Raw genomic sequence first — 26,123 nt, forward strand, 5'->3', positions numbered from 1 at the left:
GATTTCACGCCATCCGGTTGGGCGTGCGGATATATCTTATTTTTTTATGGTAATGGTACGGCCGGTAACCAGGTTAAAGCTATAGATTTTGTACAAGCCGTCGTCGTCCGTTTCTATACTTTCTACCAGGCCGGTTTTGCTAAAGGTATCGGTAACCAGGTCACCCTTCTTTACTTCCTGCAATACTTCCGAAGGCGTTTCATTGTTCAATCTGATCATTATATTAATTTATTGGGCGATATTTACAATAACAAAAGCCTGCAAAACAATGTTTTGCAGGCTTTAAAGTTTCGACGTGCCCGAAGAGAGACTCGAACTCTCAAGGATTGTACTCCAACGGCTTCTGAGACCGCAACGTTTACCAATTTCGCCATCCGGGCATTGACATCACTAAAGAAAAATCCTTACTTGGCGCAAATATAGCATTATTGTTAATTTTTACGAATAGCTACAGAATTATTTTTAATTATTATTTGATCAGCAGGCGGTCAAATGCCAGGGTGTCCCCATTAAATGCATTAAAATCAACTACATGGTTGATCCCTGAGATTTTAGCTTTATCAGAATGCTGCCAGAAGTGCCAGTTTGTGGCCTCACTAACTTTTAATTTTGGCTGATGATAGTGTGCGATCCATAGTGGATATGCATCAAAATGTCCCCGAAGATAGTCCTTATAAAAAGACAAGCCTGTATAAATGATGGGTTTAACACCAGTTTTCTTTTCAATATGTTTTAAGAATCCGGCTAACTGAACCCTCATTTTTGAGGCCGGTACACCATCCAGTTCTTCTATATCAACAACAGGCGGCAAATCTCCAGCTTCAAAATTAACGGTCTGCAAAAAGAACTTAGCTTGCCATTCACCTGGTTTTTGCGGTCTGAAATAATGATAAGCGCCGCAAACAACCCCGGCCTTTGGTGCTTCACGCCAATTCCGCTGAAAATAAGGATCTACTTTAAACAAACCTTCAGTGGCCTTTATAAATGCAAAATCAATTTTAACATCATCTTCCTTCATGGCCTTAACCTGTTTCCAATCTATTTTACCCTGATAGTAAGAAACATCAATGCCATGAATACCAAAACCTTTGGGTATCCTGATGTCAAAGCTGCTGTAAGTACGGTAACTGGGATCTTCGCCCAGGTCTTTTATCCATCGCCAGGTGGAAGAAAAACCTTTAATGATATATCCGTAATAGAATGGGGAAAGCAAAATCAGCAATAGTGCAGCTATCAAAAACTTAAGACCTACCGGCCATGGCTTTCTTTTTTTTACAACTTTCTTTCTTGGAGTTGTTTTTCTTCGAGGACGGCCTGATGCATCTGATTCATAAGTTTGACGGAAAGTAGATTTTCTGGAAGCAGGTGTTTTTCTAGGTGCTGGAGGCATGATCCTGCAAAAATACAATAAACTCTGAATACGCCATACAGGTCTGCTCCCAAAATAAAAAAGCCAATGTTCCTGGTCGACATCCGGATGCTTCTTCAGCATCCGCAGAGAGAAGGAATATTGACTTTTTTATAAATTAAGCACCGTACGTGCAAGAACAACTACTTACTCAATTCAGCAAAATACTTATGGAACAAAGGCAAAGTCTCTATTCCTTTATAGTAGTTAAAAATATCGTATTTCTCATTTGGCGAGTGAAGTGCATCACTATCCAGACCAAAACCAAAAAGCACAGATTTAATACCCAAAGCGCTTTCAAACAAGGCCACAATAGGGATACTTCCACCCCCACGGGTAGGAATTGGTGCTTTACCAAATGAATCTACAATGGCTTTTTCTGCTGCACGGTAGGCTACACTGTCTGTAGGCGTAACTACCGGCTCCCCTCCATGGTGGGTGGTAACTTTTACCTTTACATAATCGGGGGCTATGCTTTCAAAATGCCTGGTAAAGATGGCAGAGATCTCTTCAGAACTTTGGTTGGGTACCAGGCGCATAGAAATTTTAGCATTGGCTTTGGAAGGGAGTACCGTTTTGGCCCCTTCACCAGTATAACCGCTCCAGATGCCATTCACCTCTAAGGTTGGCCGGGTTCCGGTACGCTCTAAGGTAGAATAACCTTTTTCTCCCCATTCGGACCTGATATCCAGGTCTTCCTTATATTCATTTAAATCAAATGGGGCCGAATTTAATGCCTTTTTCTCTTCATCTGTCAGTTCCAGTACTTTATCATAAAATCCGGGAATGGCGATATGGTTGTTTTCATCATGTAAGGAAGCGATCATTTTGCAAAGCACCGTTGCCGGATTGGCCACTGCACCACCATATACACCGGAGTGTAAATCGCGGTTAGGGCCTATAACTTCAACTTCCATATAAGCCAGGCCACGCAGTCCGGTTTCAATTGAAGGGTTTTCCATGCTGATCATGGAGGTATCAGAAATTAAAACCACGTCGGCCTTAAGGCGTTCTACATTTGCATTGACAAAAGTGCCCAGGTTTGCTGAACCTACCTCTTCCTCGCCTTCAATCATGAACTTCACATTGCAGCTTAGGGTATTGGTTTTCATCATCAGCTCAAAGGCCTTTACATGCATGTAAAACTGTCCCTTATCATCGCATGCGCCACGTGCATAGATCTTGCCGTCGCGTACAGTAGGCTCAAAGGGAGGGGTTTTCCATAATTCCAGCGGATCGGCCGGTTGCACGTCATAATGACCGTAAATTAAAACTGTGGGCAGTTGTTCATCAATGATCTTTTCGCCGTAAACAATGGGATAACCTGCGGTTTCACAAAGCTCTACTTTATCTGCACCGGCATCTTTCAGCTTTTGCGCTACAAAATCAGCAGTTTTAAGTACATCGCCCTTATATTTTGGGTCGGCGCTAACGGATGGAAAACGCAGCAATTCAAACAGCTCGTCTAAAAAACGCTGCTTGTTTTCTTCAACATATTTTTTGATCTCTTGCATAACAAATTAGTTTGGACAAAGATACAAGGTAAAAAATAATCCGGGGTAACTTATAGCATTAACAGTGTAGAATTTCTTAAATTTGCACTTTAACATAAGAAACAGCAGGAACGGATTTTGGATTATTTAGCAGGTTTAAACCCCCAACAACGCGCAGCAGTAGAAAATACACAAGGCCCGGCAATGATTGTTGCAGGTGCAGGTTCTGGAAAAACAAGGGTGATTACCTACAGGGTTGCCCACTTGATTGAAAAAGGGGTAGATGCCTTTAATATCCTGGTACTTACCTTTACCAATAAGGCCTCCAAGGACATGCGTGAGCGGATCATGAAAGTGATTGGCCCTGAGGCCAAGAACATCTGGATGGGTACCTTTCACTCTGTATTTGCTAAAATATTAAGGGTTGAGGCCGAGAAAATAGGCTATCCATCTAATTTTACAATTTATGATACTGACGACAGCAAAAGCCTGATCAGGACCATATTGCGGGAAATGCAGCTGGACGATAAACTGTACAATGCAAATTTTGTATACAACAGGATCTCTTCTGCTAAAAACAACCTGGTTTCGTATACAGAGTACATGCAAAATCCTGAAATCCAGGCCGAGGATGTAAGCAATAAACGGCCTTTAATCGGGGTGATTTATGAAACTTATACCAAGCGCTGCTTTAAAGCTGGTGCAATGGATTTTGATGATCTGTTGTTCAAAACGAATGTTTTGCTGAAAACCCATCCCGATGTACTGAACAAATACCAGCAGAAATTTAAATACCTGATGGTAGATGAGTACCAGGATACCAACTTTTCGCAGTATACAATTGTTAAAAAGCTGGCCGCCGCTTATCAGAATATATGTGTGGTGGGTGATGATGCCCAAAGTATTTATGCCTTCAGGGGGGCGAACATCCAGAACATCCTGAACTTTGAACGCGATTATCCCGATTTAAAGGTCTATAAACTGGAGCAGAATTACCGTTCCACCCAAAATATTGTTGAGGTGGCCAACAGTATCATCGCAAACAATAAAAATCAGCTGGAAAAGAACGTATTTTCTGATAATGAAGCGGGCGACAGGATCAAGGTACAACGTGCTTTTACAGATAATGAGGAAGGTAAAATGGTAGCAGAGGCCATTGTACAGGAACGTTCATCCAAGGGTTACGATTACCACGATTTCGCTATCCTGTACAGGACAAATGCCCAGTCGCGCGCCATGGAGGAGGCTGTAAGAAAATTAAATGTACCTTATAAGATATACGGCGGTCTCTCCTTCTATCAGCGGAAAGAGGTAAAGGATTTAATTGCCTATTTCAGGTTAACTTTTAATCCTGCTGATGAAGAGGCCATTAAAAGGGTAATCAATTACCCGCGCAGGGGTTTGGGCGACACAACGGTAGAGAAAATCATGGTGGCTGCCGATCAGCATAACATTACGATGTGGCAGGTGATCTGCAACCCGCAGCAATACATACCAGGCAGAATTGCCAATCAACTGAATGATTTTGCCGTAATGGTCCAGAGTTTTGCTGTTGAGGCAAAGAAACTGGATGCTTACGAAACAGCTTTATATATTGCCCAGCATTCCGGAATTTTAAAGGAACTGCATGCCGACCAGTCGGAAGAGGGGCGTGGCCGGCATGAGAACATACAGGAGCTGTTAAATGGTATTAAGGAATTTGGTGAGCGTGAAGACATTGAAGACCGTAGTCTGGCTGTTTTTATGCAGGATATTGCATTACTGACCAACGATGATAAAGCTGACGACAAGAACAAGGACACGGTTTCATTGATGACCATCCACTCCTCTAAAGGTTTGGAGTTCAAGAACGTATTTGTAGTTGGGCTGGAAGAAAACCTGTTTCCTTCGCAGATGTCGCTAAATTCCCGCAGCGACCTTGAAGAGGAGCGCAGACTGTTCTATGTAGCCGTAACCCGTGCAGAAAAAAAGCTGACCCTCACCTACTCTACCTCAAGGTATCGCTGGGGAACGCTGACCAATTGTGAACCCAGCAGGTTTATAGATGAAATTAATGCCCGTTATCTGGAAATTGAAGTGGTAAAACCTGCAAAAAGCAGCCTGACCGAAAACAGTTTCAGCGATGAAAGACGGAGCTGGACACAGCAACGGGATACTTTTAGCAAACCAAAACCAGCCTCAGGAGGTACAGGAACAGTAAGTACGCAGGCACCAAGGCCAAAAACTACCGCCATGTTACCTAAAGCACACGTGCCCACACCGGGTTTTACACCCGATGCTGCAAGTGCTTTTCAGAATGGCATGGATGTAGAGCATGAAAAATTTGGTTTCGGAAAAATTATCAGTCTGGAAGGTACCTTACCTGATGTAAAAGCAACCGTGTTTTTCCAGGGCCTTGGCAACAAACAATTGTTACTAAAATTTGCTAAGTTGCGAATTGTGAAATAACCCTTATATTTACAGCATATACAGGAAGCCCGTGCTTCCCAAATAAACAAAAAACTGATTGTAATATATAAAAAACCGGCCTTTTGTCGTTATTTCTTTAAAGACTATGCCGGTATAAATGAGCCAGATTTATGACAAGCGGCCCATTCTAATTATAAAAACGAAACATATATAAATGAATTTCGAATACAACACCACAAGAAACGAGTTGATATTAGCCGAATACGGCCGTAATGTACAAAACATGGTAAAGTACATTATTGAACTCCCAGATCTTGAAGAACGCAATAAATACGCACAGGCAGTTATAGATTTAATGGGCTTTTTAAATCCTCATTTACGTGATGTTGCCGATTTTAAGCACAAGCTTTGGGATCATTTACACATCATTTCGGGTTATAAAATTGATGTGGACAGTCCCTATCCAAAGCCAACCCCGGAAGCAGCATTGGTAAAACCAGAGCATATCGGTTATCCTCAGCAAAGAATTACCTACAAACATTATGGTAAAACTGTTGAAATGATGATAGAAAAAGCCAAAGCGGTTGAAGAACCGGAACGCAGGGCTGCTATGGTACAGGGCATTGCCAATTTTATGAAAATGGCTTATGTAACCTGGAACAAAGACAGCGTGGCAGATGAAACAATTTTAAAGAACCTCCGCGAACTGTCGGGCGGACAACTCCAGCTGGATGAGAATGTGAATTTAAATAAAGTTGAATTTAAGCCTGTTGTAGCCAGACCATCCAACAACAATAACAACCGCGGAAGAAATAATGGTAAAGGCAGACAAAACAACAACAACCGCCCTGCACGCAACAACAACGGCAAACAGCGACACTAATTTTACCGGTTTACCATACATCTTACGAATAACATGAACGCATTTGAAATTATTGGCGGAAAGAAACTAAAGGGCGAAATTCAACCCCAGGGGGCTAAAAATGAGGCCTTACAGATCATCTCTGCTGTTTTATTGACTGATCAGAAGATCACCATAAGCAATATACCCGATATAAAAGATGTAAATAAACTGATTGAATTGCTGGGAGATATGGGTGTGACCATCGAACGCCTGAACAAAGATACCTATACTTTTGAAGCTAAAAACATCAACCTTGATTTTTTCCAGTCGGACGTTTTTAAAACGAAAGGCGGAGGTTTAAGAGGTTCAATTATGATTGTTGGTCCATTACTGGGCCGCTTTGGCAAAGCCGCCATTCCTAAACCAGGTGGCGATAAAATTGGTCGTAGAAGACTCGATACGCACTTTATTGGTTTTGAGAAACTGGGGGCAAAGTTTATATACGACAGTAAAAAAGAGTTCTTCAATGTTGATGCAACGAATTTACAAGGTGCTTACATCCTGCTGGATGAAGCATCCGTAACAGGTACGGCCAACATTGTTATGGCAGCTGTACTCGCTAAAGGTACAACAACCATTTACAATGCGGCTTGCGAGCCCTATCTGCAACAACTATGCAAAATGCTGAACCGCATGGGTGCTAAAATATCGGGCGTAGGGTCCAATTTGCTGACCATTGAAGGTGTTCAGAAACTGGGTGGAACCGAACACAGGATGCTGCCTGATATGATAGAAATAGGCTCTTTCATAGGTTTAGCTGCCATGACAGAATCGGAAATTACCATAAAAAATGTTTGCTACCCTGAGCTGGGCGTAATACCTGATGTATTTAAAAAACTGGGAATCAAATTTGAGCTGAAAGGAGATGACATTTATATTCCTTCACAGAAACATTATGTAATTGAGTCCTTTATTGATGGTTCTATGCTAACCATTTCAGATGCCCCATGGCCTGGTTTTACGCCCGATCTGCTGAGCATTATTTTAGTTGTAGCTACACAGGCACGCGGAAATGTCCTGATCCATCAGAAAATGTTTGAAAGCAGGCTGTTCTTTGTGGATAAACTGATAGACATGGGTGCACAGATCATTCTTTGCGATCCGCACAGGGCCTCCGTAAATGGTATAGACAAGAAGTATAAATTAAGGGGGATCAGCATGACTTCCCCGGATATCCGTGCAGGCGTATCCCTGCTGATCGCCGCACTATCGGCAGAAGGAAAATCAACCATATTCAATATAGAGCAGATTGAGCGTGGTTATCAGGACATCGATACCCGTCTGCGTGCCCTGGGTGCACAGATCAAACGTATAGAAGCCTCGGCCCCGACACATTAAGTTTACTTGACAGGTATAAACCATAAAAAAAGCCCCTAACTGGGGCTTTTTTATTTGGGTGTTGTTTTTGTCTCGGTATATTTTTAATGGGCTAACCCGAAATTGCATTGATGATGTCGTATTGTGTAATGATCTCAATTTTACCCTGTTCGTCTTCAACCAGTACGGCACTGTTTTCTTTATTGATCAAAGAAGAAATCCTGTCTATAGAAGTGTTCAAATCAACAAAAGGGAAACCCGCCGACATGATCTGCTGAACAGGCGCAGATTTTAACGATGGGTTTTCCAGCAGGGCTTTCAGGATATCTCCTTCGGCCAATTTACCTATTACCATACCTTTTTGGGTAACCGGTATTTGTGAAATATTGAGCATATTCATGCTGTTGATGGCCTCCAGGATTGTTTTTTCACAATCTATGGTGACGATCTCAGCACTTTCTTTCTTTTTAATGATCGACCGGGCCGTAAGTTTTTCATCCTTAAGGAAACCACGCTCCCTTAACCAGTCTTCATTGTACATTTTACCCATATATCGACTACCATGATCGTGAAAAATCACCACCACCACATCTTCAGGTTTTAGTTTATCCTTTAACTGCAGCAATCCAGCAATAGCAGAACCAGCAGAATTACCAACAAATATCCCTTCCTTCCGGGCAATATCACGGGTCATTAATGCAGCATCCTTATCCGTTACTTTCTCAAAAAGATCGATGATGTCAAAATCTACATTTTTTGGCAGAAAATCTTCGCCTATACCTTCTGTGATATAAGGATAGATCTCATTTTTATCTAATATCCCTGTTTCTTTATATTTCTTAAAAACTGATCCATAGGTATCTATACCCCATACTTTAATATCCGGATTTTGCTCTTTGAGATATCTTCCTGTGCCCGAAATTGTGCCACCCGTACCTACCCCCACTACAAGATGGGTGATCTTACCTTCAGTTTGCGCCCATATTTCAGGACCAGTCTGTTCGTAATGGGCCTGGGAATTGGATAAATTATCGTATTGATTTGGTTTCCAGGAATTTGGCACCTCACGCTCCAATCGGGAAGATACCGAATAATAAGAGCGCGGGTCTTCTGGTTCTACGTTAGTGGGACAAACGATTACCTCGGCCCCAAAGGCCCGTAAAGCATCTACTTTTTCTTTAGACTGCTTGTCAGTAGTGGTAAAAATACATTTATAACCTTTAATGATAGCCGCCATAGCCAGCCCCATTCCGGTATTACCGGAGGTACCTTCTATAATTGTACCTCCCGGTTTCAGCCTGCCGCTTTTTTCCGCATCTTCAATCATCTTTACCGCCATTCGATCCTTAATCGAGTTTCCAGGATTTGTAGTTTCAATCTTAGCCAATACAGTTGCAGGAATATCTTTAGTAATGTTATTCAATTTTACCAGTGGCGTATTGCCAATGGTTTCTAAAATATTATTGTACCACATGCTGCAAAAATACGGATTGAAGATTGGAATTCTACAAACAAATAAATATTCATAATATAATATTGCTTTACTGATTATTACAAAACAACATTTTATTCTAGTATTCCAATAGACTTACAAACAGACGATAATAACGGCAAATGAAAAATATTCTAATTCAGCTTATAAAATTTGCCGGGTAAGGCCACCAGAATGCCCTGCATTTCCAGGCTAAGCAGGTGCATGGCCAGCTTGCTCTGGCTGAAATTTAACTGCTGTCCTATTTCATCAATACCAATTGGTGTAGCTGTTAAAATATTTACGATCTTTTGTTCCTCGTCAGAAAGACCTACGGGTAATTGCAATTGCGAACTGCTTTTTTCGGAAACTATCTCATCCCAACCCAAATAATAGATCAGATCTTTGGCATGACTGATCAGGGAAGCCCTGTTGGTCTTGATTAAAAAGTTACATCCTGCAGAATACTGGTCATTCGTTCGTCCCGGATAAGCGTACACATCTCTGTTGTAAGAATTTGCGATATCAGCAGTAATTAAAGCCCCACCTTTTGTCGTGGCCTCCACAACAATTGTTGCATCAGCAATACCAGCAATAATTCGATTCCGTTTTGGAAAATTCTCCTTATCGGGGATGGTATCTGGTAGAAATTCAGTTAACAGACCACCGTTGAGCAACATTTTTTGGGCTACAGGTTTATGCAGGGCTGGATAGATGCGGTCTAAACCATGTGCCAATACGCCCACTGTAGGTATATTCTGCTGTAAACTTTCCTTGTGGGCAGCTACATCTATGCCATAGGCCAGTCCGCTCACAATGATTACCCGATATGGGGCAAGGGTCTCTGCCAGCTCCCTGCACAGTTTACGGCCATATTCTGTTGCCCTTCTGGTGCCTACGATACTGATGATCCGGAAATGATTTAAATCTGCATTGCCCTTATAATACAATAAAACCGGCGCATCATGGCAGTTCCTCAGGCGCCATGGATAGTTTTCATCGGTATAAAAAAGTACCTGTATGCGGTGTTTGTTAATAAATGCCAGCTGTTTTTCAGCAATTTCAAAGACATCATGATTTAAGATCTGTGTGGCAACCACCTCTCCTATACCAGAAATTTCCATTAACTGATATTTATCAGCTTTAAAAATCGCTTCTGCACTCCCAAATTGGTCGAGCAGGTTCCTTGCGATGACATCCCCTACACTTTTGATCAGTGTAAGACCTATTTTGTGGATTAAACTCATAGGCTAAGTTAGACAGTTTAGCAGCATTAAACCACAGCAACAACAGTATCCAATTGAAAATCAGACAGATTAAATTAAAAACATAAGTTGGTAACCGTACTACTGCGGAATGTAAACCACGTATTTGGTTTCAAAAAACTCTTCTTTAAAGTAAGCTGAAAGCGGATATAATTCCGCTTTCAGGCCTGATTCGGCAATTTCTTCGGTCAAATCTCCCCCCTTCAAATACAGGATCCCATTTTGAATGGCATTTTTAGAGTCCTTATTAAACTTCCCTTTAATCCAGGGGTAAAAATCAATCAGGCGTGTTACTGCCCTTGATACGATAAAATCAAATTTATCCGTTACCTGTTCTGCCCGCAAATGGCTTGCCTTTACATTTTCCAGACCAAGGGCCGAGGCAACTTCTGTTACCACTTTGATCTTTTTGCCAATGGAATCTACCAGATGAAAATAAGTTTCCGGAAATAAAATGGCCAGTGGAATACCTGGAAAACCACCACCTGTACCCACATCAAGTACTTTTTCGCCCGGTTTAAAGGTGCAGAATTTGGCAATCCCCAATGAATGCAGGATATGACGTTCATAAAGTTCATCTATATCTTTTCTCGAAATGACATTGATCTGTGCATTCCAAAAACTATATAAACTATACAACTGATCAAACTGGGCAATTTGCTTTTCAGTCAGATCTTTAAAGTATTCCTGTATTAACGTTGATTTTATTTCCACTGTATTTTTTTAACAAATATAGATACAAAGCCATTAAAGACTAAAAAAATGAATAATAGTAAATCCAGCACAGGAAACCACCAGCTCAAATCAGCATAACTGAGCCGCTTTAAAAGTCTGGGATAGATAAAACACCTGACAATGATGCTAAGGGCCAATATCACCAGCGCAGGATAAAATGTTGTTTTGAAAAACAGCAACAGCGCAAATACCACATAAAAAAGAAATTGTACCATAATCTGGGCCGATAAAATAAACTTGTGTTTGGCTTTATACAATTTACCAGCACCAAAATGACGTTTTTTTTGCCGTAAATAAGCCCCGAAACTGGTATTGGGCACGCTCCATACCTGTGCATCTTTATTGATCCTTATTGCAGTATTGTTGTGGTGTGCATGTGCATTTACAAAAAGGTCGTCATCTCCGGAAGGAATGTGCATATGTGCTGCAAAACCTTTATTGTTAAAGAAAAGTGATTTTTTATAGGCCATGTTCCGGCCTACCCCCATATAAGGCATTCCTTTCAGGGCAAAAGACAGGTAATTGACCGCTGTAAAAAAGGTTTCAAACCTAATCAGGGCATTTAAAAGCCCTTTTTTCTTCAGGTAAGGTGAATAGCCCAAAACAATCTCGGTCTGGTCGTCATCAGGCTGCTGCATCCCCAGTAACCAGTTGGGAGAAGCCGGCATACAATCGGCATCAGTAAATACCAGCCATTCGTTTGAAGTAGCCTTTATACCCATGGTTACCGCAAATTTTTTACCGGCAATAAACTTACTTCCTTCATTTACCGTAACGATTTTAAGATGTTTGTATTGTTTTGAAAATTCTTCAAGCAGGTCTTTTGTACCATCCCAGGAACGATCATTTACCACAACCACCTCGTAATTGGCATAATTCTGTTGCAGCACCACAGGAAGATATTGTTTCAGGTTTTCGGTCTCATTGCGCGCACAGATCACTACACTTAAAGGTTTTGCAGCCCTATCCGGTATTTCATCCACCTTTACGAGCGCCAGTTTAAGGTGAACAAACAAGCTAAAACATAGCTGTATCAGAAAACAAAAAATCAATATGCCGAGCAGGCAATTCTCCAGGCTCACTAATAAGGTTAATTCCACGATCTACTTTTGAAGGTGTCAAATTTCTGGTTTTTAATCTGTAATGTTCGTTTATGTTGATAAAAAATTTAACCTTTTTATAGCTTGTTTTTTGCTATTTTTGCCGGGATTTTAATTGGTGACTGAAAATTTAATAAGCCGGACAATATTTGCCGGCCAGCCAGTTAAAAACAATAAATACACATAAATGAAATTCAATTTAGCGGCAAAAGATATACATTCGAAAGCGAGGGCAGGCACAATCACAACAGACCATGGCGAAATACAGACGCCCATTTTCATGCCTGTTGGCACTGCAGGAACGGTTAAATCGATTAACCAGCAGCAACTTAAAAATGATATTGATGCTAAAATCATCTTAGGAAATACGTATCATTTATATTTAAGACCTGGTCTCGATATTCTGGAACGCGCAGGCGGTCTACATCAGTTTATTGGCTGGGACCGTCCGATCCTGACGGATAGCGGCGGCTATCAGGTGTATTCCTTAAGTAAGGTAAGGAAGATAAAGGAAGAAGGCGTGACCTTCCGCTCTCATATAGATGGCTCCAAACACCTTTTTACACCAGAATACGCAATGGACATTCAGCGTACCATCGGGGCCGATATTATTATGGCCTTCGATGAATGCACCCCCTATCCATGTGATTATAAATACGCAGCAAACTCCATCAACATGACCCACAGGTGGCTAAAACGCTGTTGTACACGCTTTGATACCACAACACCCAAATACGGTTTTGACCAAACCCTGTTTCCTATCGTACAGGGATCTGTATACAAAGACCTGCGCGTAAAATCAGCAGAATTTATTGCGGCTATGGGCCGGGAAGGTAACGCCATTGGCGGTCTTTCTGTAGGTGAACCTGCAGAAGAAATGTATGCCATGACCGAAGTGGTTTGTGATATACTTCCTTACGAAAAACCACGTTATTTAATGGGTGTGGGCACCCCGATCAACATTTTAGAGAACATTGCCCTCGGTGTAGATATGTTTGATTGTGTGATGCCAACCAGAAATGCCAGAAATGGCATGCTTTTCACTAAAAATGGGGTCATCAATATCAGCAATAAAAAATGGGCCGATGATTTTTCTCCTATTGAGGCAGAAAGTGATCTGGTTGCAGACCAGGTGTACTCTAAAGCCTATTTAAGACATTTAATGCACTCCAAAGAGATGCTGGGTGCACAAATTGCAACTTTACATAACCTCCACTTTTATTTATGGCTGGTTAAATCTGCCCGTGAAAAAATTATGAGTGGAGAATTTTACGCCTGGAAAAACAAAATGGTTACTATATTAGGTAATAAATTGTAAATGAACTTCATCAAGGACAGGGTCAAAATTCTCGACTGGTATATCATCAGCAAATATCTGGGCACGTTTTTATATACGCTTACCTTATTTGTAGTGATCATCATTATTTTTGACCTGTCGGAGAAATTGGATGATTTTTTAAGTGCCAACCTTACCTTCTGGCAGGTCATATCACTTTATTACGCCGGCTCTATCCCTTATTATGTAAATATGCTGTCGCCGCTGATCAATTTTATAGCGGTTATATTTTTTACTGCAAAAATGGCCGACCAAACTGAAATTGTGCCTATTTTAAGTGGGGGAGTAAGCTTTAACCGTTTTCTTCTTCCCTATTTTGTATCTGCATTTGTCATTTTTGCGGTTAACCTAGCTTCCAACTTATACATCCTGCCTTATACCAATCAGCTCAAAAACACTTTCGAGAATACCTACGTAAAGAAAAATGATCCATCCAGCAAAAGCAATATCCATATGAAGCTGGACGACAACACCTATATCTTTATGGATAATTTTGACAACAAGAGCAAAACAGGTACAAAATTCTCATTAGACAACTTTAAAGGGGATGTGCTGACCAAGAAGCTTATTGCAGACGAAATCAAATGGGACTCCTTAAAACGATCATGGAAGCTAACCAACTATTCTATAAGATATGTGAACGGTTTAAAGGAAACTTTTGTAAGCGGTACTTCCCTTACAAAAGACACGGTACTTGACATGCGGCCGGACGACTTCTCTGCTTACGACAATGTCTTTGAAAATTTAAGCAATAAAGAACTCTCTGAAAAGATCAGAAAAGAAAGAATCAGGGGCTCCGGTATCTGGAACGACCTCTTATTTGAGCAATACAAACGCTATTTACACCCTTTGTCGGCTTTTGTTTTAACCCTTATAGGTGTCGCATTATCCTCCAGAAAGGTGCGTGGAGGGGTTGGACTGCCCTTAGGTATCGGAATTTTATTAAGTTTTGCTTACATTGTATTTAACCAATTCGCAAAAATGTTTTCTCTTAAAGGCGGCATGCCTCCGTTACTGGCTGTAATTGCACCCACTTTATTTTTTGGTTTACTGGGCTTTTATCTGCTCAGAAAGGCCCCCAAATAATGTCTGCCAAAGCTGTAAATCCCGGCAAAAACCTGCTGATATTACATCTTACGGTATTCATCTGGGGCTTTACAGGAATACTTGGCGCCTTGATCTCCATCAATGCCGTACAACTGGTATGGTACAGGGTTTTAATAGCCAGCATCACCCTTTTCGTCTACTTTAAATTTAGTAAAACCAGTCTGAAAGTTGAAAAAAGGCAGTTTTTAGCCTTCTTTTTTACAGGCAGCATTGTAGCCCTGCACTGGATCCTTTTTTTTCAGGCCATCAAGGTTTCTACAGTATCGGTCACACTGGTTTGTCTCTCCTCCTTTACGCTTTTTACAGCGATCCTGGAACCACTCATCAAGAAACAAAAGCTGCAGACAGCAGATATTATCGTCGGTTTAATGATCATTTTTGGTATTTATCTCATCTTTAAATTCGAATCACGATATACATCCGGCATCATTTTAGGGCTGTCTGCAGCTCTTGCCTCCAGTCTTTTTGCCACCATAAATTCTGTCCTGGTACAAAAAAGCAATCCTGTTATCATCGGTTTCTATGAAATTACAGCAGCCTTTTTCTGGATTACATTGTACCGTTTATTCGACGGCAGCCTGCTTCTGGAACGTTTCAGTTTAAGCACTTCCGACTGGCTGTACCTGATGTTGCTGGGCACCATCTGTACCGCTCTGGCCTATGTTGCAGGGGTAGCTGTCATGCGCACTTTATCCGCTTTCAGGGTTGCCCTCGTTACCAATCTTGAACCGGTGTATGGTATACTTTTGGCCTTCATTTTCTTTGGGACAAAAGAGGCTATGTCTATCGGATTTTACCTTGGTGCGGTCATTATTTTAGCTGCCGTATTCCTGTATCCACGTTACAAAAAATATAAAAAACACGACTAAAAATCCCTGCCTCGTGCAGGGTAGGGGAGCAAAAATTGTGCTAGCCAGCAGCTCTTTTTTGTATACAGAAACTATATCCAACACCTAAATTTAATTTTATTTATCAGCTAAATAGTGTACCTTAACAACACATTTAAACACCAAACCGGAAAGAATGGGCAATGGATAAAAAACAGCCATAAAAGCAAGAAAAAATCAAGAAAACCATTCAAACACAAAATAAAAATAAAATACATAAAACATTAAAAATCAAATAAATAATTAATACACTTAAAATAAAAGATAATATAAAATCTGATTTAAAAATTTCAAAATACTAACTATTTTAGTAAAACACCTAAATGAACCAAAAAAACAACAATAAATCATTGACAATCAGTTTAAAAATAACATTAATATTAAGTTTTATTTCATATCCTGTTTTTTCACAGATTTTCAATGCAGAACAAAACCCACTTAGTGTAAAATGGCGTCAGATTCAAGCTTCCGGATTTAAAGTCATCTATCCCCGGGAGCTGGAAAAAGAGGCCCAGAGAATGGCCAATACCCTACCTCACATTTACCCTTATGTAGGGGGCAGTTTGGGCCGGCAAAAAACAAGCATTCCGGTACTCCTCCAAAACCGTGGGGTAGTGTCAAACGGCTTCGTTCAGCTGGGCCCAAAAAAGTCGGAATTTTATACCACCCCTCCGCAGCAGTTCGACAGTCAGGACTGGCTGAACAACCTTGCTGTACACGAGCTCCGGCACGTGGCCCAGTTCGACAAACTAACCGGCGGGAAGGCCCACCCTTTTCCGGAAGAAGTTCACCTCGCCTGGTTCGGGGCAAGTATCCCGATCTGGTTTTTTGAAGGCGATGCCGTGAGCACTGAAACTTCACTGACCAATGCCGGCCGGGGAAGACAGCCTTCATGGATCATGCCTTACCGGGCAGCCCTGCTGGAAGGCAAAAACTTTTCTTACAGCAAAGCCAGTTTCGGCTCCGACAAAGACATCACGCCCGGCTATTATCAATTGGGCTACCTCATGGCCTCCAACATCAGAAAGCAGGAGGGTAAATATATTTTCGATAGTGTGCTTACCGATATCCGCCGCCGCCCTTTCCGTCTCTACCCTTTTTCCAATACCCTTAAAAAATTTACAGGCAAAGGAAGCCACCAATGGTTTAAGCAAACCAACAGCCTGCTGAAAGAAAAATGGACAGCACAGGCCGAAAAATCCCATACAGAAAATTACAGCGCACTAAACAAACCGTCCAGCTACGCCAGTAACTACTTTCTTCCGGTAAGATTAACAGCAAACACCATATTAACTTTAAAGCAAAGTAAAGCCGATGTTCCTCAGTTTACGGTTATAGGCAAAGACCGGAAAGAAACCAGATTGCTGAACATTGGTCCGCAGGAACAACCATGGTACAGTTATGCCAACGGACTTATTGTTTGGGATGAGATCCGGTATGATCCAAGGTACCGTCAACGCAGTTACAGTGTAATCTGCAGCTACGATATGAAATACAAGCTTGTCAAAAAGTTAAGCAGTAAAAGCAGGCTCTTCTCGCCTTCCCTTTCTGCTGATGGTAAAAAAATAATAGCAGTCAGGTTTGACCTGAGCAACCAGTGCAATCTGGTTGAGCTGGATGCAGGCAATGGAAAACTGTTGTACACCTATCCAAATCCGGAAAACCTGATCCTGCAAACCCCTTCTTTCAGTGAAGATGGCCATACAGTTGCCTACATCAGTGTCAGCGAGCAGGGCAAGGCCTTATGGACCAGCAACAGGTCGGGACAAACCAGACAACTGATCGCCCCATCGCAACAGCAGATCACAAGGCCCATATTCATTGACCAGCAAATCGCATTTAACGCGCATTACAGCGGAGTTGACAACATTTACAGCGTAGATGTCCAGTCAAAGAAAATAAGCGCACTGAGCGACGCAAAATACGGTGCGTTCAATCCGTCATTCAGCAAAAGTTCATCCACTGTAATTTTTAACAATTATATGCCCGGAGGGTATGAAGTTGCCGAAATGCCTTTGAAGGCCCTTCGGCCAGAAAAAAATAATTTTGTCTATTTCGGTGAACCTGCCCAGAAACAGGAAAATACCGGCAATGTATTTTCAAAAATTCCCGACAGCACTTACACGTCCAGGCCTTACGCAGCCCTGGGAAATTTATTTAATGTACACAGCGTGATCCCGATCATTGAAGATGAATACCAGTTCGGATTACAGCTCAACTCAGACAACCTGCTCAATACCCTGAGCGCCTTTGCCGGAGCGGAATACCACCGTGACCTGGACCGTTTTGAATACAATGTCGGATTTAGTTTGAAAAGCTTTTATCCCATTATCAGCACTACTTATCGCAACAGGCCAAGAAGAACATTTTACAGTACAAACAAGGGTATTTATCAGGGCGACTGGCGTGAGCACAATATTCAGCTGCAGGCCTTGCTGCCCATTAACCTGAACGCTCTGGGCGATACTTACAGTTTGTCGTTAAAAACAGCTACCAGCTTTACCCAGCGGTACGCTGCCCAGAACATGCCCGGAAACTACATCTCCGTACTCCGGTTTCCTATGGAATATGGATTTACCTTTACCCACGCTATGCGGCAGGCCGAACGCGATATTGCCCCAAAATGGGCACAGATTTTAAGGTTTACCTATCAGCACCAGCCTTTTGACAAACAGCTGGACGGTCGCCTGTTTGCTGCAGAGGGTTTTCTTTACTTTCCCGGATTTTTCAGGAACCATTCCTTTCTGGCCAATTTTAATTATCAAACCGCCACCGGAGTAAGAAAGTACGACAGGGAAATTAACGCCGTATACGGCTATAACAACATCAGGGCAACAAGTATGCTCAAAAACACCTTATTGTTCAATTACAGGTTCCCTATTGCCTTCCCCGATGCAGAACTTGGCCCTGTTGCTTATTTTAGAAATTTCAGGGGCGGCTTATTTTGTCATTATGAGAACATCGGTGCGGGCACTACCTTGGCCGAACCCAAGACCTACGGGTTTGAACTGCATACCAGCATGAACGTACTCCGTTACCAACCCATCGTAGATTTAGGGGCCAGATGTGTATTTGTAAACAAAACTTATCACCAAAACCCTATATTAGAGTTAATTTTAAACTACAGTTTTTAAATTATGCGTGTAAAGACCGTTTTCATTATCATTTTTACTGCCCTGATCACTATTTTTTTAATGATCAATACCGATGCAGTGGAATTTAATTTTATTTTTCTGAAAAAAGACATTTCCAAACTGCTGGTGGTGGGCGTATGTACTTTTATAGGTTTTGTACTCGGCTATTGGGCCGGACGGCCTAAAACAACGGTAAGTACGTACGACAGGGAAATTGATGAGCACAGCACAAAAAAAAATAACCTGAGCGACGAAGACCGGGATTACATCAGCTGATATTGGTCTGGTTAACTGAGAAAGCCCTGCATCTAAACGATACAGGGCTTTCTCAGTTCATTAAACTTGCAATTATACCAGGGCCTGTTCAATATCCCCGATGATATCATTGATGTGTTCTAAGCCGATAGACAGACGAATGGTCCCCTGCTCAATACCTACCTGTAAACGTTCCGCTTCCGTTAATTTGGAATGCGTACTGGTAGCCGGGTGCGTAGCGATAGAACGGGTATCGCCAAGATTGGCCGAGATAGAGAACATTTTTAATTTATTCATAAACCTGCTGGCCGCTTCAGCACCCCCTTCAATAACCAAAGTAACAATACCACCACCCTGTTTCATCTGCTTTTTAGCGATTTCATACTGAGGGTGCGACGGTAAAAACGGATACATTACTTTTTTGATGCTGGCATGTGCCTCTAAAAATTCAGCCACCTTCAAAGCGTTCTCACAATGCCTGTCCATACGCACCGCCAGTGTTTCCAAACTTTTAGAAAGCAACCAGGCATTAAATGGCGACATGGCAGGTCCGCTATGTCTTGCAAATCCTTCAATATCTTTGATGTGTTTTGCCGAACCGAGGATAATACCTCCAAGGGTACGTCCCTGCCCGTCAATAAATTTTGTAGCAGAATGAATGGAAATATCAGCCCCGAGTTTTATCGGCTGCTGTAAATATGGGGTAGCAAAACAATTGTCTACCACCAGCATTATGTTGTTTTTCTTCGCTAGTTTAGCCAGCCATTCCAGATCTATGATATCAATACCAGGGTTGGACGGCGTTTCAACAAATATCATCTTTGTATTTGACTGTATTCCTTTTTCCCATTCTTCCGGTTTATCCAGATCGGCATAGGTATAACTGATGCCCCATTTAGGAAAAATATTATTCAGCAGCTGATGCGTAGAACCAAAGACAGAACGACTGGACAACACATGATCGCCCGATGCTAAAAAAGTTAAAAAAGTAGTAAATATGGCGGCCATTCCGCTAGCTGTTGCCCAGCCTGCCTCTGCACCTTCCAGTACCGACATTTTATTGATCAGTTCATCAGTGTTCGGGTTTGCGTAGCGACTGTAAACATTTCCTTCCTTCTCGTTCGCAAAAAGCGCACGCATATCCTCAGCATCGTCAAATTTGTAACTGGATGTCAGGTACAGTGGTACCGAATGTTCTTTAAACTGGGTCCTCTCGGCTTGTAAACGTATGGCCAACGTTTCGAAATTGTCTTCTTGCATTTTGTTTATTGATGATCCACGTAAATATTTTTATTTTCAAAAGGAATTAAATGTTGTAAAACACTTTATTCCCATTTTCCAGTTCCGGCAAACTGACTTCATGCTCAAAAATTGCAAAAACACTGGCCCCGCTTCCACTCATTAAAGCAAAGAGGGCACCCGATTGGTAAAGTTTTTTTTTGACCAGTTCAATTTCCGGGTATTTCGAAAACACAGTGGATTCAAAATCATTTTCAAGATGCTGTTTCCATGTTTTCAAGGGCAAATGTATTAAATCTTTTACCGATCTGCTAGGAATTACAGGCTTAATTCCCGCATAAGCCGCTGCCGTAGAGACATGAACAGGCGGTTTTACCAGTACCACATAATAATTTGACAAATCTATTGCGATTGGCTGAAATTCATCCCCCTTTCCAAAAGCATAAACAGGTCGGTTCTCTATAAAGAAAGCGCAGTCTGCACCCAGTTCCCGGGCATAGTTTTGCATTTTTACTACAGATAGGCCCAGTTTAAATTTGTCATTTACCAGCCTGATCAGCTGTGCTGCATCTGAAGAACCCCCACCAAGACCAGCGCCCACCGGAATATTCTTCAGCAAAGTAATTTGCTGTGCAGGCAAATCAAAATCCTTTTTTAACAAATTAAAGGCCTTTAAACATAGGTTATCCCGCGTATCTCCGGGCACATCTATCCCTTTTACAAGACATATGGTGTTTTCGGAATCAGTAATCTCAACAACATCATTCAGCTTTACAGGATAAAAGACCGTTTCGATATCATGATAACCATCAGGTCTTTTTCGGGTAACGTTTAGGCCAAGGTTTATTTTGGCATTGGCAAATGCAAGCATCGGCGATATCTATTTTGTTCAGGCCGTAAACTTACAAAAAACCAAACAGCTTATATTTACTTTTAATGCCACTGGTTGCGCAAAGTCATGCGCATGTGCTGCTGAAACATGCGTTCTCTGTATTTACGCTGTGCAGCTTTTTTAGCATACCTGGACATGTTCCATAAAAACAGGATGAGCGTAAGTGTAGCACCTGCTGCGTAGGCCAGCAGCGGATTGTCCATTTTAGCACCGGCAAAGTATGATCCGGCAATGAGTAATGCCGTAAGAATTGCGTATAATCCGATCTTCATCTGATAAAAATACGAAGAACTTTAAACCTAAGAAACAAAGGTTATCAACTTATCCACATTTTCAGGTACCCTCAGGTCATCTGCTATGCCCGACCTTTTGCTTTAACCTTCGGATATAGTTTCCTTATCCTTTCCTTATGGCTGCTTCAATTGTAGATACATCAGGGATAAGGGAAGACCAGTTCAATTACACCATAACAGAAGAAGCTTTGGGCCAGACATAAGTGAGCCGGAAGAGGTGTAAAGCCTTTGGTTAGGTTAATAAAAAGAGGGTGCTAAAATCATGGAAAAATTGCGTTTAAAATCGGTTTTCTAGGTGTATACAGCTACGAGACACGTATGAAACACCTAGAAAACACCTATAAAAGACCTAGTATTAGTAAGCCGTAACCAAACAATAACCAGACACTCAGTCAACAAAGTTCCCCTTATTTTATATGTACACATTAATACGTACTTTTGCCTGGCAAGTATCCAGTAATATAATGAAACAATATCTAGATCTGATGCAGCATGTGCTGGATCATGGCACACAAAAACACGACCGTACCGGAACCGGAACCATCAGCGTATTTGGCTACCAGATGCGTTTTAACCTGCAGGAAGGTTTCCCTATGGTGACCACTAAAAAACTACACCTGAAATCGATCATTCATGAACTGATCTGGTTTTTAAGTGGCGATACCAATATCAAATACCTGAAAGATAACGGGGTAAAGATATGGGACGAATGGGCGGATGAAAATGGCGACCTTGGACCGGTATACGGTTCGCAATGGCGGTCGTGGCCCAAACCCGGTGGTGGTCATATCGATCAGATTGCGCAGATTGTAAACACCATTAAAAACAATCCGGATTCGAGAAGGATCATTGTTTCGGCATGGAATGTTGCTGAAGTTGAAAACATGGCCCTACCACCTTGTCATGCCTTTTTTCAATTTTATGTGGCCGATGGAAAACTAAGCTGTCAATTGTACCAGCGCAGTGCGGATATCTTTTTAGGAGTTCCTTTTAACATTGCATCTTATGCCTTACTGACCATGATGGTGGCCCAGGTATGTGGCCTTGCTTATGGAGATTTTATCCATACCCTGGGAGATGCCCATTTGTACAATAACCACATTGAACAAACCAGGTTACAGTTGAGCCGTGAACCCAGAAAATTACCGGTCATGGAAATCAATCCTGAAATAACTGATATATTCAGTTTCAGCTATGAAGATTTTACCCTGAAAGATTACGACCCGCATCCACACATTAAAGGAGCAGTAGCCGTATGACCGTATCCATAGTTGTGGCGATTGCCGAAAACAATGCCATCGGCAAAAACAATGAACTGTTGTGGCACCTGCCTACAGACCTGAAACATTTTAAACAGCTCACCAGCGGGCATACCATTATTATGGGCCGCAAAACCTTTGACTCCATTGGCAAACCACTACCCAACAGACGCAATATTGTAATTACCCGCTCAAACAGCCTGGAAATACCGGGGGCTGAAGTAGTGAACAACATAGATCAGGCCTTGGCGCTCTGCACAGCCGAAAAAGAGGTTTTTATAGTGGGCGGTGCAGAAATTTACAGACAGGCGATGGACAAAACGGATAAGATTTACCTGACCACGGTACATGCAGGGTTTGAGGGCGATGCTTATTTCCCCGAAATTGATCAAAAAAAATGGGAGGAAGTTGATAATGAGCCACATCAGCCCGACGAAAAAAACAACCTTGCTTACACATTTTCGACACTGCTGCGCAAATAGCTGAAGCCCTATAATAAAAAATCAATAAGGTGGTCTATTAATTAAAAAAATAATTAGATTTGCCGACTTGTTAAAAAAATATATAGCATATATAGACTAATAATTACAAACAAATGCAGGGTAAAGGTTTAATTAAATTTTTGGCAATACTTTTAGGTATTGTCTGTGTGTATTATCTCTCGTTCAACTTTGTTACCTCTAAAGTTGAAAAAGACGCAAAAGCTTACGCTAAAGGGGACGTAGAAAAAGAAAAAGCTTATTTAGATTCGATGGCCACCGTGCCTGTTTATCCGCTTTTTGGATTTAATTATCAGTTCTGCAAATCAAAAGAAATTAAACTGGGGCTTGACCTTAAGGGCGGTATGAACGTAACGATGGAAATATCGTTAGGTGAACTGGTTAAATCTTTGGCCAGCAATACAGATGATGTTAATTTTAACAAAGCCCTTTCCAATGCTCAGCAACAATTAAATGCTGGTGGAAAAGATTTCATCAGTTTGTTTGTGAATGAATATGAAAAACTTGCGCCGGGTAAGAACCTGGTAGATTTTTTCTCTAATCAGGACAATGCAAAACTATTAAAACCAAATGCAAGCAATAACGAAGTAAAAAGCTTTTTATCTAAAGAAGCTACCAGTGCTATCGACCGTTCGTTCATTATCATCAGAAGCCGTATTGATGGTTTCGGTGTAGTAAGCCCGAACATGCAGAAACAGGAAGGTACCAACCGTATCCTTATCGAAATGCCGGGTGTGCAGGACAAAGAGCGTGTCCATAAATTGTTACAAGGTTCTGCCGAACTACAGTTCTGGCAGGTTTACCAGAACGAGGAAGTATATCCGGTTTTGGAAAATATCAACAAAACACTTGCCCTTACTTTAAAAGATACAACAGCTGCTACAGGTGCAGCTAAAGATACTACAGCAAAAAGCGGAAGTAAACTGGCAGGACTGGCTAAAAAAGCTGATGCTAAAGATTCATTAAGCTTAAAAAACAATGAGGCAGCCAAATCTAACCCATTGTTTGCCGTATTGACACCTCCAACCTACCAATCGGAAAACGGTCAGCCGGCATTGCGCCCGGGACCAGTTGTTGGCTGGACTGCGCAAAAAGATACAGCTAAAGTAAACGCCTTCTTTAAAAGACCAGAAATTGCAGCCATCATTCCTCAGAGCTATAAGTTTATGTGGAGTGCCAAACCTGCCGACCTGGGTGTGGCCAATACAAGTAAAATATTTGAACTGTATGCCATTAAAGTGACTTCATTGGATGGTAAACCAGATTTAGGTGGCGAAGCCATTAGCGATGCCCGTCATGATTATGACCAGAAAGGCAAACCTGAAGTAACCATGTACATGACCGGCGATGGTGCTGCCAAATGGAAAAAAATCACTGCAGAAGCTTCGGCGGATGCCAACAATAAAAAAGCAATAGCTATTGTACTGGACAATACTGTTTATTCTGCACCGACGGTACAAAATGAGATTCCTAACGGTATTTCTTCTATTACCGGTAACTTTACAGTAAACGACACACAGGATTTGGCCAACATCTTAAAAGCAGGTAAATTACCTGCACCGGCAAGAATTGTTGGAGAATTCGTTGTAGGTCCATCCCTTGGAGAAGTGGCCATACACAATGGCTTGCTGTCATTTGTGCTGGCCTTCGTAGTGATCCTGATCTTTATGGCTTTGTATTATAACAAAGCCGGATGGGTAGCCAACCTTGCCCTTGTGATCAACCTGTTCTTCATCATGGGTATACTGGTATCGCTGGGTGCCGTGCTTACCTTACCGGGTATTGCCGGTATCGTACTGGTAATCGGTTTATCGGTAGATGCAAACATCCTGATCTTTGAGCGTGTAAGGGAAGAACTTACTTTAGGTAAATCTACACCTGTAGCCATTAAAGAAGGTTTTAAACATGCCATGTCATCCATTATCGATTCAAACGTAACGGTATTGGTACTGGGTGTGATCCTTTATGTATTCGGTAGCGGCCCGGTTCAGGGTTTTGCCACCACCCTTTGTATTGGTATCCTTTCTTCTTTATTCTGTGCCGTACTGATCTCCCGTTTGATCTTCGATACCTTGTTAGACAAAAAAGCCAACATTACTTTTGGCAACAAATACACCATTCACGCATTTAAAAATATCGCTTTCAACTTTGTTGGACACAGAAAGCTTTATTATACCATATCCTCAATAATCATTGTTTTAGGTTTCATCTTCTATTTCAAACATGGCGGCTTAAACCTGGGTATCGATTTTAAAGGGGGTAGAACTTATATCGTTCACTTCGATAAAGGCATGCATACCGAAGATGTGAAAGCACAGCTGGCTGCTGTATTCCCTGAATCGGAGACCATTGTTAAAACTGCGGGTGCTGATAATGAACTGAAAATTACTACTACTTTCCACATCACAGATTCTGATATCCAGGCTGATAAAATTGTAGAAAATGCCTTAAAAGCAGGTTTGGCCAAAACAGGTGTGAATTATACTATTGAAAGTAACGAAAAGGTAGGCCCTATCATTGCAAGCGATATTGTATACAGTGCTTATGGTGCCATATTGTTCTCCTGCCTGGTAATGTTTATTTATATCGTAGTAAGGTTTAAAAAACTAAATTATGGTTTAGGTGCGGTTATCGCTTTGTTCCATGATGTATTGCTGGTACTTTCTTTCTATACCATTTTAGATGGGGTACTGCCCTTCTCATTAGAGATTGGCCAGGACTTTATAGCTGCTATTCTGACAGTTATGGGTTATACCATGACAGAAACTGTAGTTGTATTTGACAGGATCCGTGAGAAACTTGCTGAATCTGGTAAAGAAGACCTGCATGGAAAAGAAAGAGAAACACTGATTAACTTTGCGCTGAACAGTACATTAAGCCGTACTATTCTGACTTCATTAACCGTGTTCTTTGTATTGCTGGTTATCTTTATCTTTGGTGGCGCCAGTATCCGCGGCTTTATATTTGCCCTGTTAATTGGTCGTATTATCGGTACTTATTCTTCACTGTGTATCTCTACACCAATTGTATTGGATTTGGGTGAAGCCAAAGTAAAAGACAAAAAATAAGTAATTACTTATAAATGATAATAAAAGGCATCCTTTTTGGGATGCCTTTTG

At 41.5% G+C, this 26,123-nt stretch carries 21 protein-coding genes and 1 tRNA gene; 11 read left to right on the forward strand and 11 right to left on the reverse strand.

Annotation, left to right across the window (positions count from 1 at the left end; translation table 11 throughout):
* Positions 1-36: 36 nt before the first annotated feature.
* The 4 genes from HDC92_RS02435 to HDC92_RS02450 all read right to left on the reverse strand — a co-directional run bounded on the left by HDC92_RS02435 (position 37) and on the right by HDC92_RS02450 (position 2,922).
* Positions 37-219: a hypothetical protein gene (locus tag HDC92_RS02435; RefSeq protein ID WP_012781598.1), complete on the reverse strand. Its 183-nt coding sequence runs from the start codon at positions 217-219 to the stop codon at positions 37-39.
* 77 nt (positions 220-296) lie between these two features.
* A tRNA-Leu gene (locus HDC92_RS02440) sits at positions 297-380 on the reverse strand.
* An 89-nt stretch (positions 381-469) separates the two neighbouring features.
* On the reverse strand, positions 470-1,492 hold the full coding sequence (locus tag HDC92_RS02445; protein WP_183872070.1) for a glycoside hydrolase family 25 protein: 1,023 nt from the start codon (positions 1,490-1,492) through the stop codon (positions 470-472).
* 59 nt (positions 1,493-1,551) lie between these two features.
* Complete coding sequence (locus HDC92_RS02450; protein ID WP_183872072.1) at positions 1,552-2,922, reverse strand: dipeptidase; 1,371 nt, start codon at positions 2,920-2,922, stop codon at positions 1,552-1,554.
* Positions 2,923-3,039: 117 nt separating this feature from the next.
* Here HDC92_RS02450 and HDC92_RS02455 point away from each other — a divergent pair, with 117 nt between their 5' ends.
* The 3 genes from HDC92_RS02455 to murA all read left to right on the forward strand — a co-directional run bounded on the left by HDC92_RS02455 (position 3,040) and on the right by murA (position 7,552).
* The gene (locus HDC92_RS02455; protein ID WP_183872074.1) at positions 3,040-5,349 is read left to right on the forward strand and encodes an ATP-dependent helicase; all 2,310 of its coding nucleotides are present in this window, start codon (positions 3,040-3,042) and stop codon (positions 5,347-5,349) included.
* Between the two features lie 175 nt (positions 5,350-5,524).
* Complete coding sequence (locus HDC92_RS02460) at positions 5,525-6,193, forward strand: DUF4290 domain-containing protein (protein WP_012781594.1); 669 nt, start codon at positions 5,525-5,527, stop codon at positions 6,191-6,193.
* A 33-nt stretch (positions 6,194-6,226) separates the two neighbouring features.
* Positions 6,227-7,552, forward strand: coding sequence for a UDP-N-acetylglucosamine 1-carboxyvinyltransferase (gene murA, locus HDC92_RS02465; RefSeq protein ID WP_012781593.1), 1,326 nt, complete (start codon positions 6,227-6,229; stop codon positions 7,550-7,552).
* A 91-nt stretch (positions 7,553-7,643) separates the two neighbouring features.
* Here murA and HDC92_RS02470 read toward each other — a convergent pair whose 3' ends face one another.
* The 4 genes from HDC92_RS02470 to HDC92_RS02485 form a co-directional block, all read right to left on the reverse strand.
* Positions 7,644-9,005 (reverse strand): pyridoxal-phosphate dependent enzyme, encoded by a 1,362-nt coding sequence (locus tag HDC92_RS02470; RefSeq protein WP_183872076.1) that lies wholly within the window; start codon positions 9,003-9,005, stop codon positions 7,644-7,646.
* Between the two features lie 152 nt (positions 9,006-9,157).
* Positions 9,158-10,249 carry a DNA-processing protein DprA gene (dprA, locus tag HDC92_RS02475; protein WP_183872078.1) on the reverse strand — a complete coding sequence of 364 codons (1,092 nt, stop codon included), beginning with the start codon at positions 10,247-10,249 and terminating at the stop codon, positions 9,158-9,160.
* Positions 10,250-10,348: 99 nt separating this feature from the next.
* Positions 10,349-10,981, reverse strand: a complete 633-nt coding sequence (gene rsmG / locus HDC92_RS02480) for a 16S rRNA (guanine(527)-N(7))-methyltransferase RsmG (protein ID WP_012781590.1) — start codon at positions 10,979-10,981, stop codon at positions 10,349-10,351.
* The gene (locus HDC92_RS02485) at positions 10,972-12,102 is read right to left on the reverse strand and encodes a glycosyltransferase (RefSeq protein ID WP_183872080.1); all 1,131 of its coding nucleotides are present in this window, start codon (positions 12,100-12,102) and stop codon (positions 10,972-10,974) included. The genes rsmG and HDC92_RS02485 overlap by 10 nt, the downstream gene beginning before the upstream one ends.
* Positions 12,103-12,289: 187 nt before the next feature.
* Between HDC92_RS02485 and tgt the strand changes: the two genes are divergently transcribed.
* The 5 genes from tgt to HDC92_RS02510 all read left to right on the forward strand — a co-directional run bounded on the left by tgt (position 12,290) and on the right by HDC92_RS02510 (position 18,842).
* Positions 12,290-13,420, forward strand: a complete 1,131-nt coding sequence (gene tgt / locus HDC92_RS02490; protein WP_183872082.1) for a tRNA guanosine(34) transglycosylase Tgt — start codon at positions 12,290-12,292, stop codon at positions 13,418-13,420.
* Positions 13,421-14,524, forward strand: coding sequence for an LptF/LptG family permease (locus HDC92_RS02495; protein ID WP_012781587.1), 1,104 nt, complete (start codon positions 13,421-13,423; stop codon positions 14,522-14,524).
* Entirely contained in the window at positions 14,524-15,414 is an 891-nt protein-coding gene (locus HDC92_RS02500; protein WP_183872084.1) for a DMT family transporter, read from the forward strand. Before HDC92_RS02495 ends, HDC92_RS02500 begins: the two co-directional genes overlap by 1 nt.
* A 341-nt stretch (positions 15,415-15,755) precedes the next feature.
* A complete protein-coding gene (locus HDC92_RS02505) occupies positions 15,756-18,566 on the forward strand; it encodes a TolB family protein (protein ID WP_183872086.1) in 2,811 nt (936 codons plus the stop codon).
* A 3-nt stretch (positions 18,567-18,569) separates the two neighbouring features.
* Entirely contained in the window at positions 18,570-18,842 is a 273-nt protein-coding gene (locus tag HDC92_RS02510) for a DUF1049 domain-containing protein (RefSeq protein WP_012781584.1), read from the forward strand.
* Between the two features lie 72 nt (positions 18,843-18,914).
* Here HDC92_RS02510 and HDC92_RS02515 read toward each other — a convergent pair whose 3' ends face one another.
* From HDC92_RS02515 to HDC92_RS02525, 3 genes are all read right to left on the reverse strand, one after another.
* Positions 18,915-20,081 (reverse strand): trans-sulfuration enzyme family protein, encoded by a 1,167-nt coding sequence (locus tag HDC92_RS02515; protein WP_012781583.1) that lies wholly within the window; start codon positions 20,079-20,081, stop codon positions 18,915-18,917.
* 46 nt (positions 20,082-20,127) lie between these two features.
* On the reverse strand, positions 20,128-20,931 hold the full coding sequence (gene ispE / locus HDC92_RS02520) for a 4-(cytidine 5'-diphospho)-2-C-methyl-D-erythritol kinase (RefSeq protein WP_012781582.1): 804 nt from the start codon (positions 20,929-20,931) through the stop codon (positions 20,128-20,130).
* A 62-nt stretch (positions 20,932-20,993) separates the two neighbouring features.
* The gene (locus HDC92_RS02525; protein ID WP_012781581.1) at positions 20,994-21,224 is read right to left on the reverse strand and encodes a hypothetical protein; all 231 of its coding nucleotides are present in this window, start codon (positions 21,222-21,224) and stop codon (positions 20,994-20,996) included.
* Positions 21,225-21,709: 485 nt separating this feature from the next.
* Between HDC92_RS02525 and HDC92_RS02530 the strand changes: the two genes are divergently transcribed.
* The 3 genes from HDC92_RS02530 (at position 21,710) to secDF (ending at position 26,072) form a co-directional block, all read left to right on the forward strand.
* Positions 21,710-22,504, forward strand: a complete 795-nt coding sequence (locus HDC92_RS02530) for a thymidylate synthase (RefSeq protein WP_183872088.1) — start codon at positions 21,710-21,712, stop codon at positions 22,502-22,504.
* Positions 22,501-22,986, forward strand: a complete 486-nt coding sequence (locus tag HDC92_RS02535; protein WP_183872090.1) for a dihydrofolate reductase — start codon at positions 22,501-22,503, stop codon at positions 22,984-22,986. The genes HDC92_RS02530 and HDC92_RS02535 overlap by 4 nt, the downstream gene beginning before the upstream one ends.
* A gap of 113 nt (positions 22,987-23,099) precedes the next feature.
* Positions 23,100-26,072, forward strand: coding sequence for a protein translocase subunit SecDF (gene secDF, locus HDC92_RS02540; protein ID WP_183872092.1), 2,973 nt, complete (start codon positions 23,100-23,102; stop codon positions 26,070-26,072).
* Positions 26,073-26,123 lie beyond the last annotated feature (51 nt).

The sequence above is a fragment of the Pedobacter sp. AK017 genome (assembly GCF_014200825.1).
Taxonomy (GTDB): Bacteria; Bacteroidota; Bacteroidia; order Sphingobacteriales; family Sphingobacteriaceae; genus Pedobacter; species Pedobacter heparinus.

What these genes read in the sequence shown, in the direction of transcription:
- HDC92_RS02435 (WP_012781598.1), bottom strand. Translation starts at nt 219, where the DNA reads ATGATCAGATTGAACAATGAAACGCCTTCGGAAGTATTGCAGGAAGTA.
- HDC92_RS02445 (WP_183872070.1), bottom strand. Translation starts at nt 1,492, where the DNA reads ATGCTGAAGAAGCATCCGGATGTCGACCAGGAACATTGGCTTTTTTAT.
- HDC92_RS02450 (WP_183872072.1), bottom strand. Translation starts at nt 2,922, where the DNA reads ATGCAAGAGATCAAAAAATATGTTGAAGAAAACAAGCAGCGTTTTTTA.
- HDC92_RS02460 (WP_012781594.1), top strand. Translation starts at nt 5,525, where the DNA reads ATGAATTTCGAATACAACACCACAAGAAACGAGTTGATATTAGCCGAA.
- murA (WP_012781593.1), top strand. Translation starts at nt 6,227, where the DNA reads ATGAACGCATTTGAAATTATTGGCGGAAAGAAACTAAAGGGCGAAATT.
- HDC92_RS02470 (WP_183872076.1), bottom strand. Translation starts at nt 9,005, where the DNA reads ATGTGGTACAATAATATTTTAGAAACCATTGGCAATACGCCACTGGTA.
- dprA (WP_183872078.1), bottom strand. Translation starts at nt 10,249, where the DNA reads ATGAGTTTAATCCACAAAATAGGTCTTACACTGATCAAAAGTGTAGGG.
- tgt (WP_183872082.1), top strand. Translation starts at nt 12,290, where the DNA reads ATGAAATTCAATTTAGCGGCAAAAGATATACATTCGAAAGCGAGGGCA.
- HDC92_RS02495 (WP_012781587.1), top strand. Translation starts at nt 13,421, where the DNA reads ATGAACTTCATCAAGGACAGGGTCAAAATTCTCGACTGGTATATCATC.
- HDC92_RS02500 (WP_183872084.1), top strand. Translation starts at nt 14,524, where the DNA reads ATGTCTGCCAAAGCTGTAAATCCCGGCAAAAACCTGCTGATATTACAT.
- HDC92_RS02505 (WP_183872086.1), top strand. Translation starts at nt 15,756, where the DNA reads ATGAACCAAAAAAACAACAATAAATCATTGACAATCAGTTTAAAAATA.
- HDC92_RS02510 (WP_012781584.1), top strand. Translation starts at nt 18,570, where the DNA reads ATGCGTGTAAAGACCGTTTTCATTATCATTTTTACTGCCCTGATCACT.
- HDC92_RS02515 (WP_012781583.1), bottom strand. Translation starts at nt 20,081, where the DNA reads ATGCAAGAAGACAATTTCGAAACGTTGGCCATACGTTTACAAGCCGAG.
- ispE (WP_012781582.1), bottom strand. Translation starts at nt 20,931, where the DNA reads ATGCTTGCATTTGCCAATGCCAAAATAAACCTTGGCCTAAACGTTACC.
- HDC92_RS02525 (WP_012781581.1), bottom strand. Translation starts at nt 21,224, where the DNA reads ATGAAGATCGGATTATACGCAATTCTTACGGCATTACTCATTGCCGGA.
- HDC92_RS02530 (WP_183872088.1), top strand. Translation starts at nt 21,710, where the DNA reads ATGAAACAATATCTAGATCTGATGCAGCATGTGCTGGATCATGGCACA.
- HDC92_RS02535 (WP_183872090.1), top strand. Translation starts at nt 22,501, where the DNA reads ATGACCGTATCCATAGTTGTGGCGATTGCCGAAAACAATGCCATCGGC.
- secDF (WP_183872092.1), top strand. Translation starts at nt 23,100, where the DNA reads ATGCAGGGTAAAGGTTTAATTAAATTTTTGGCAATACTTTTAGGTATT.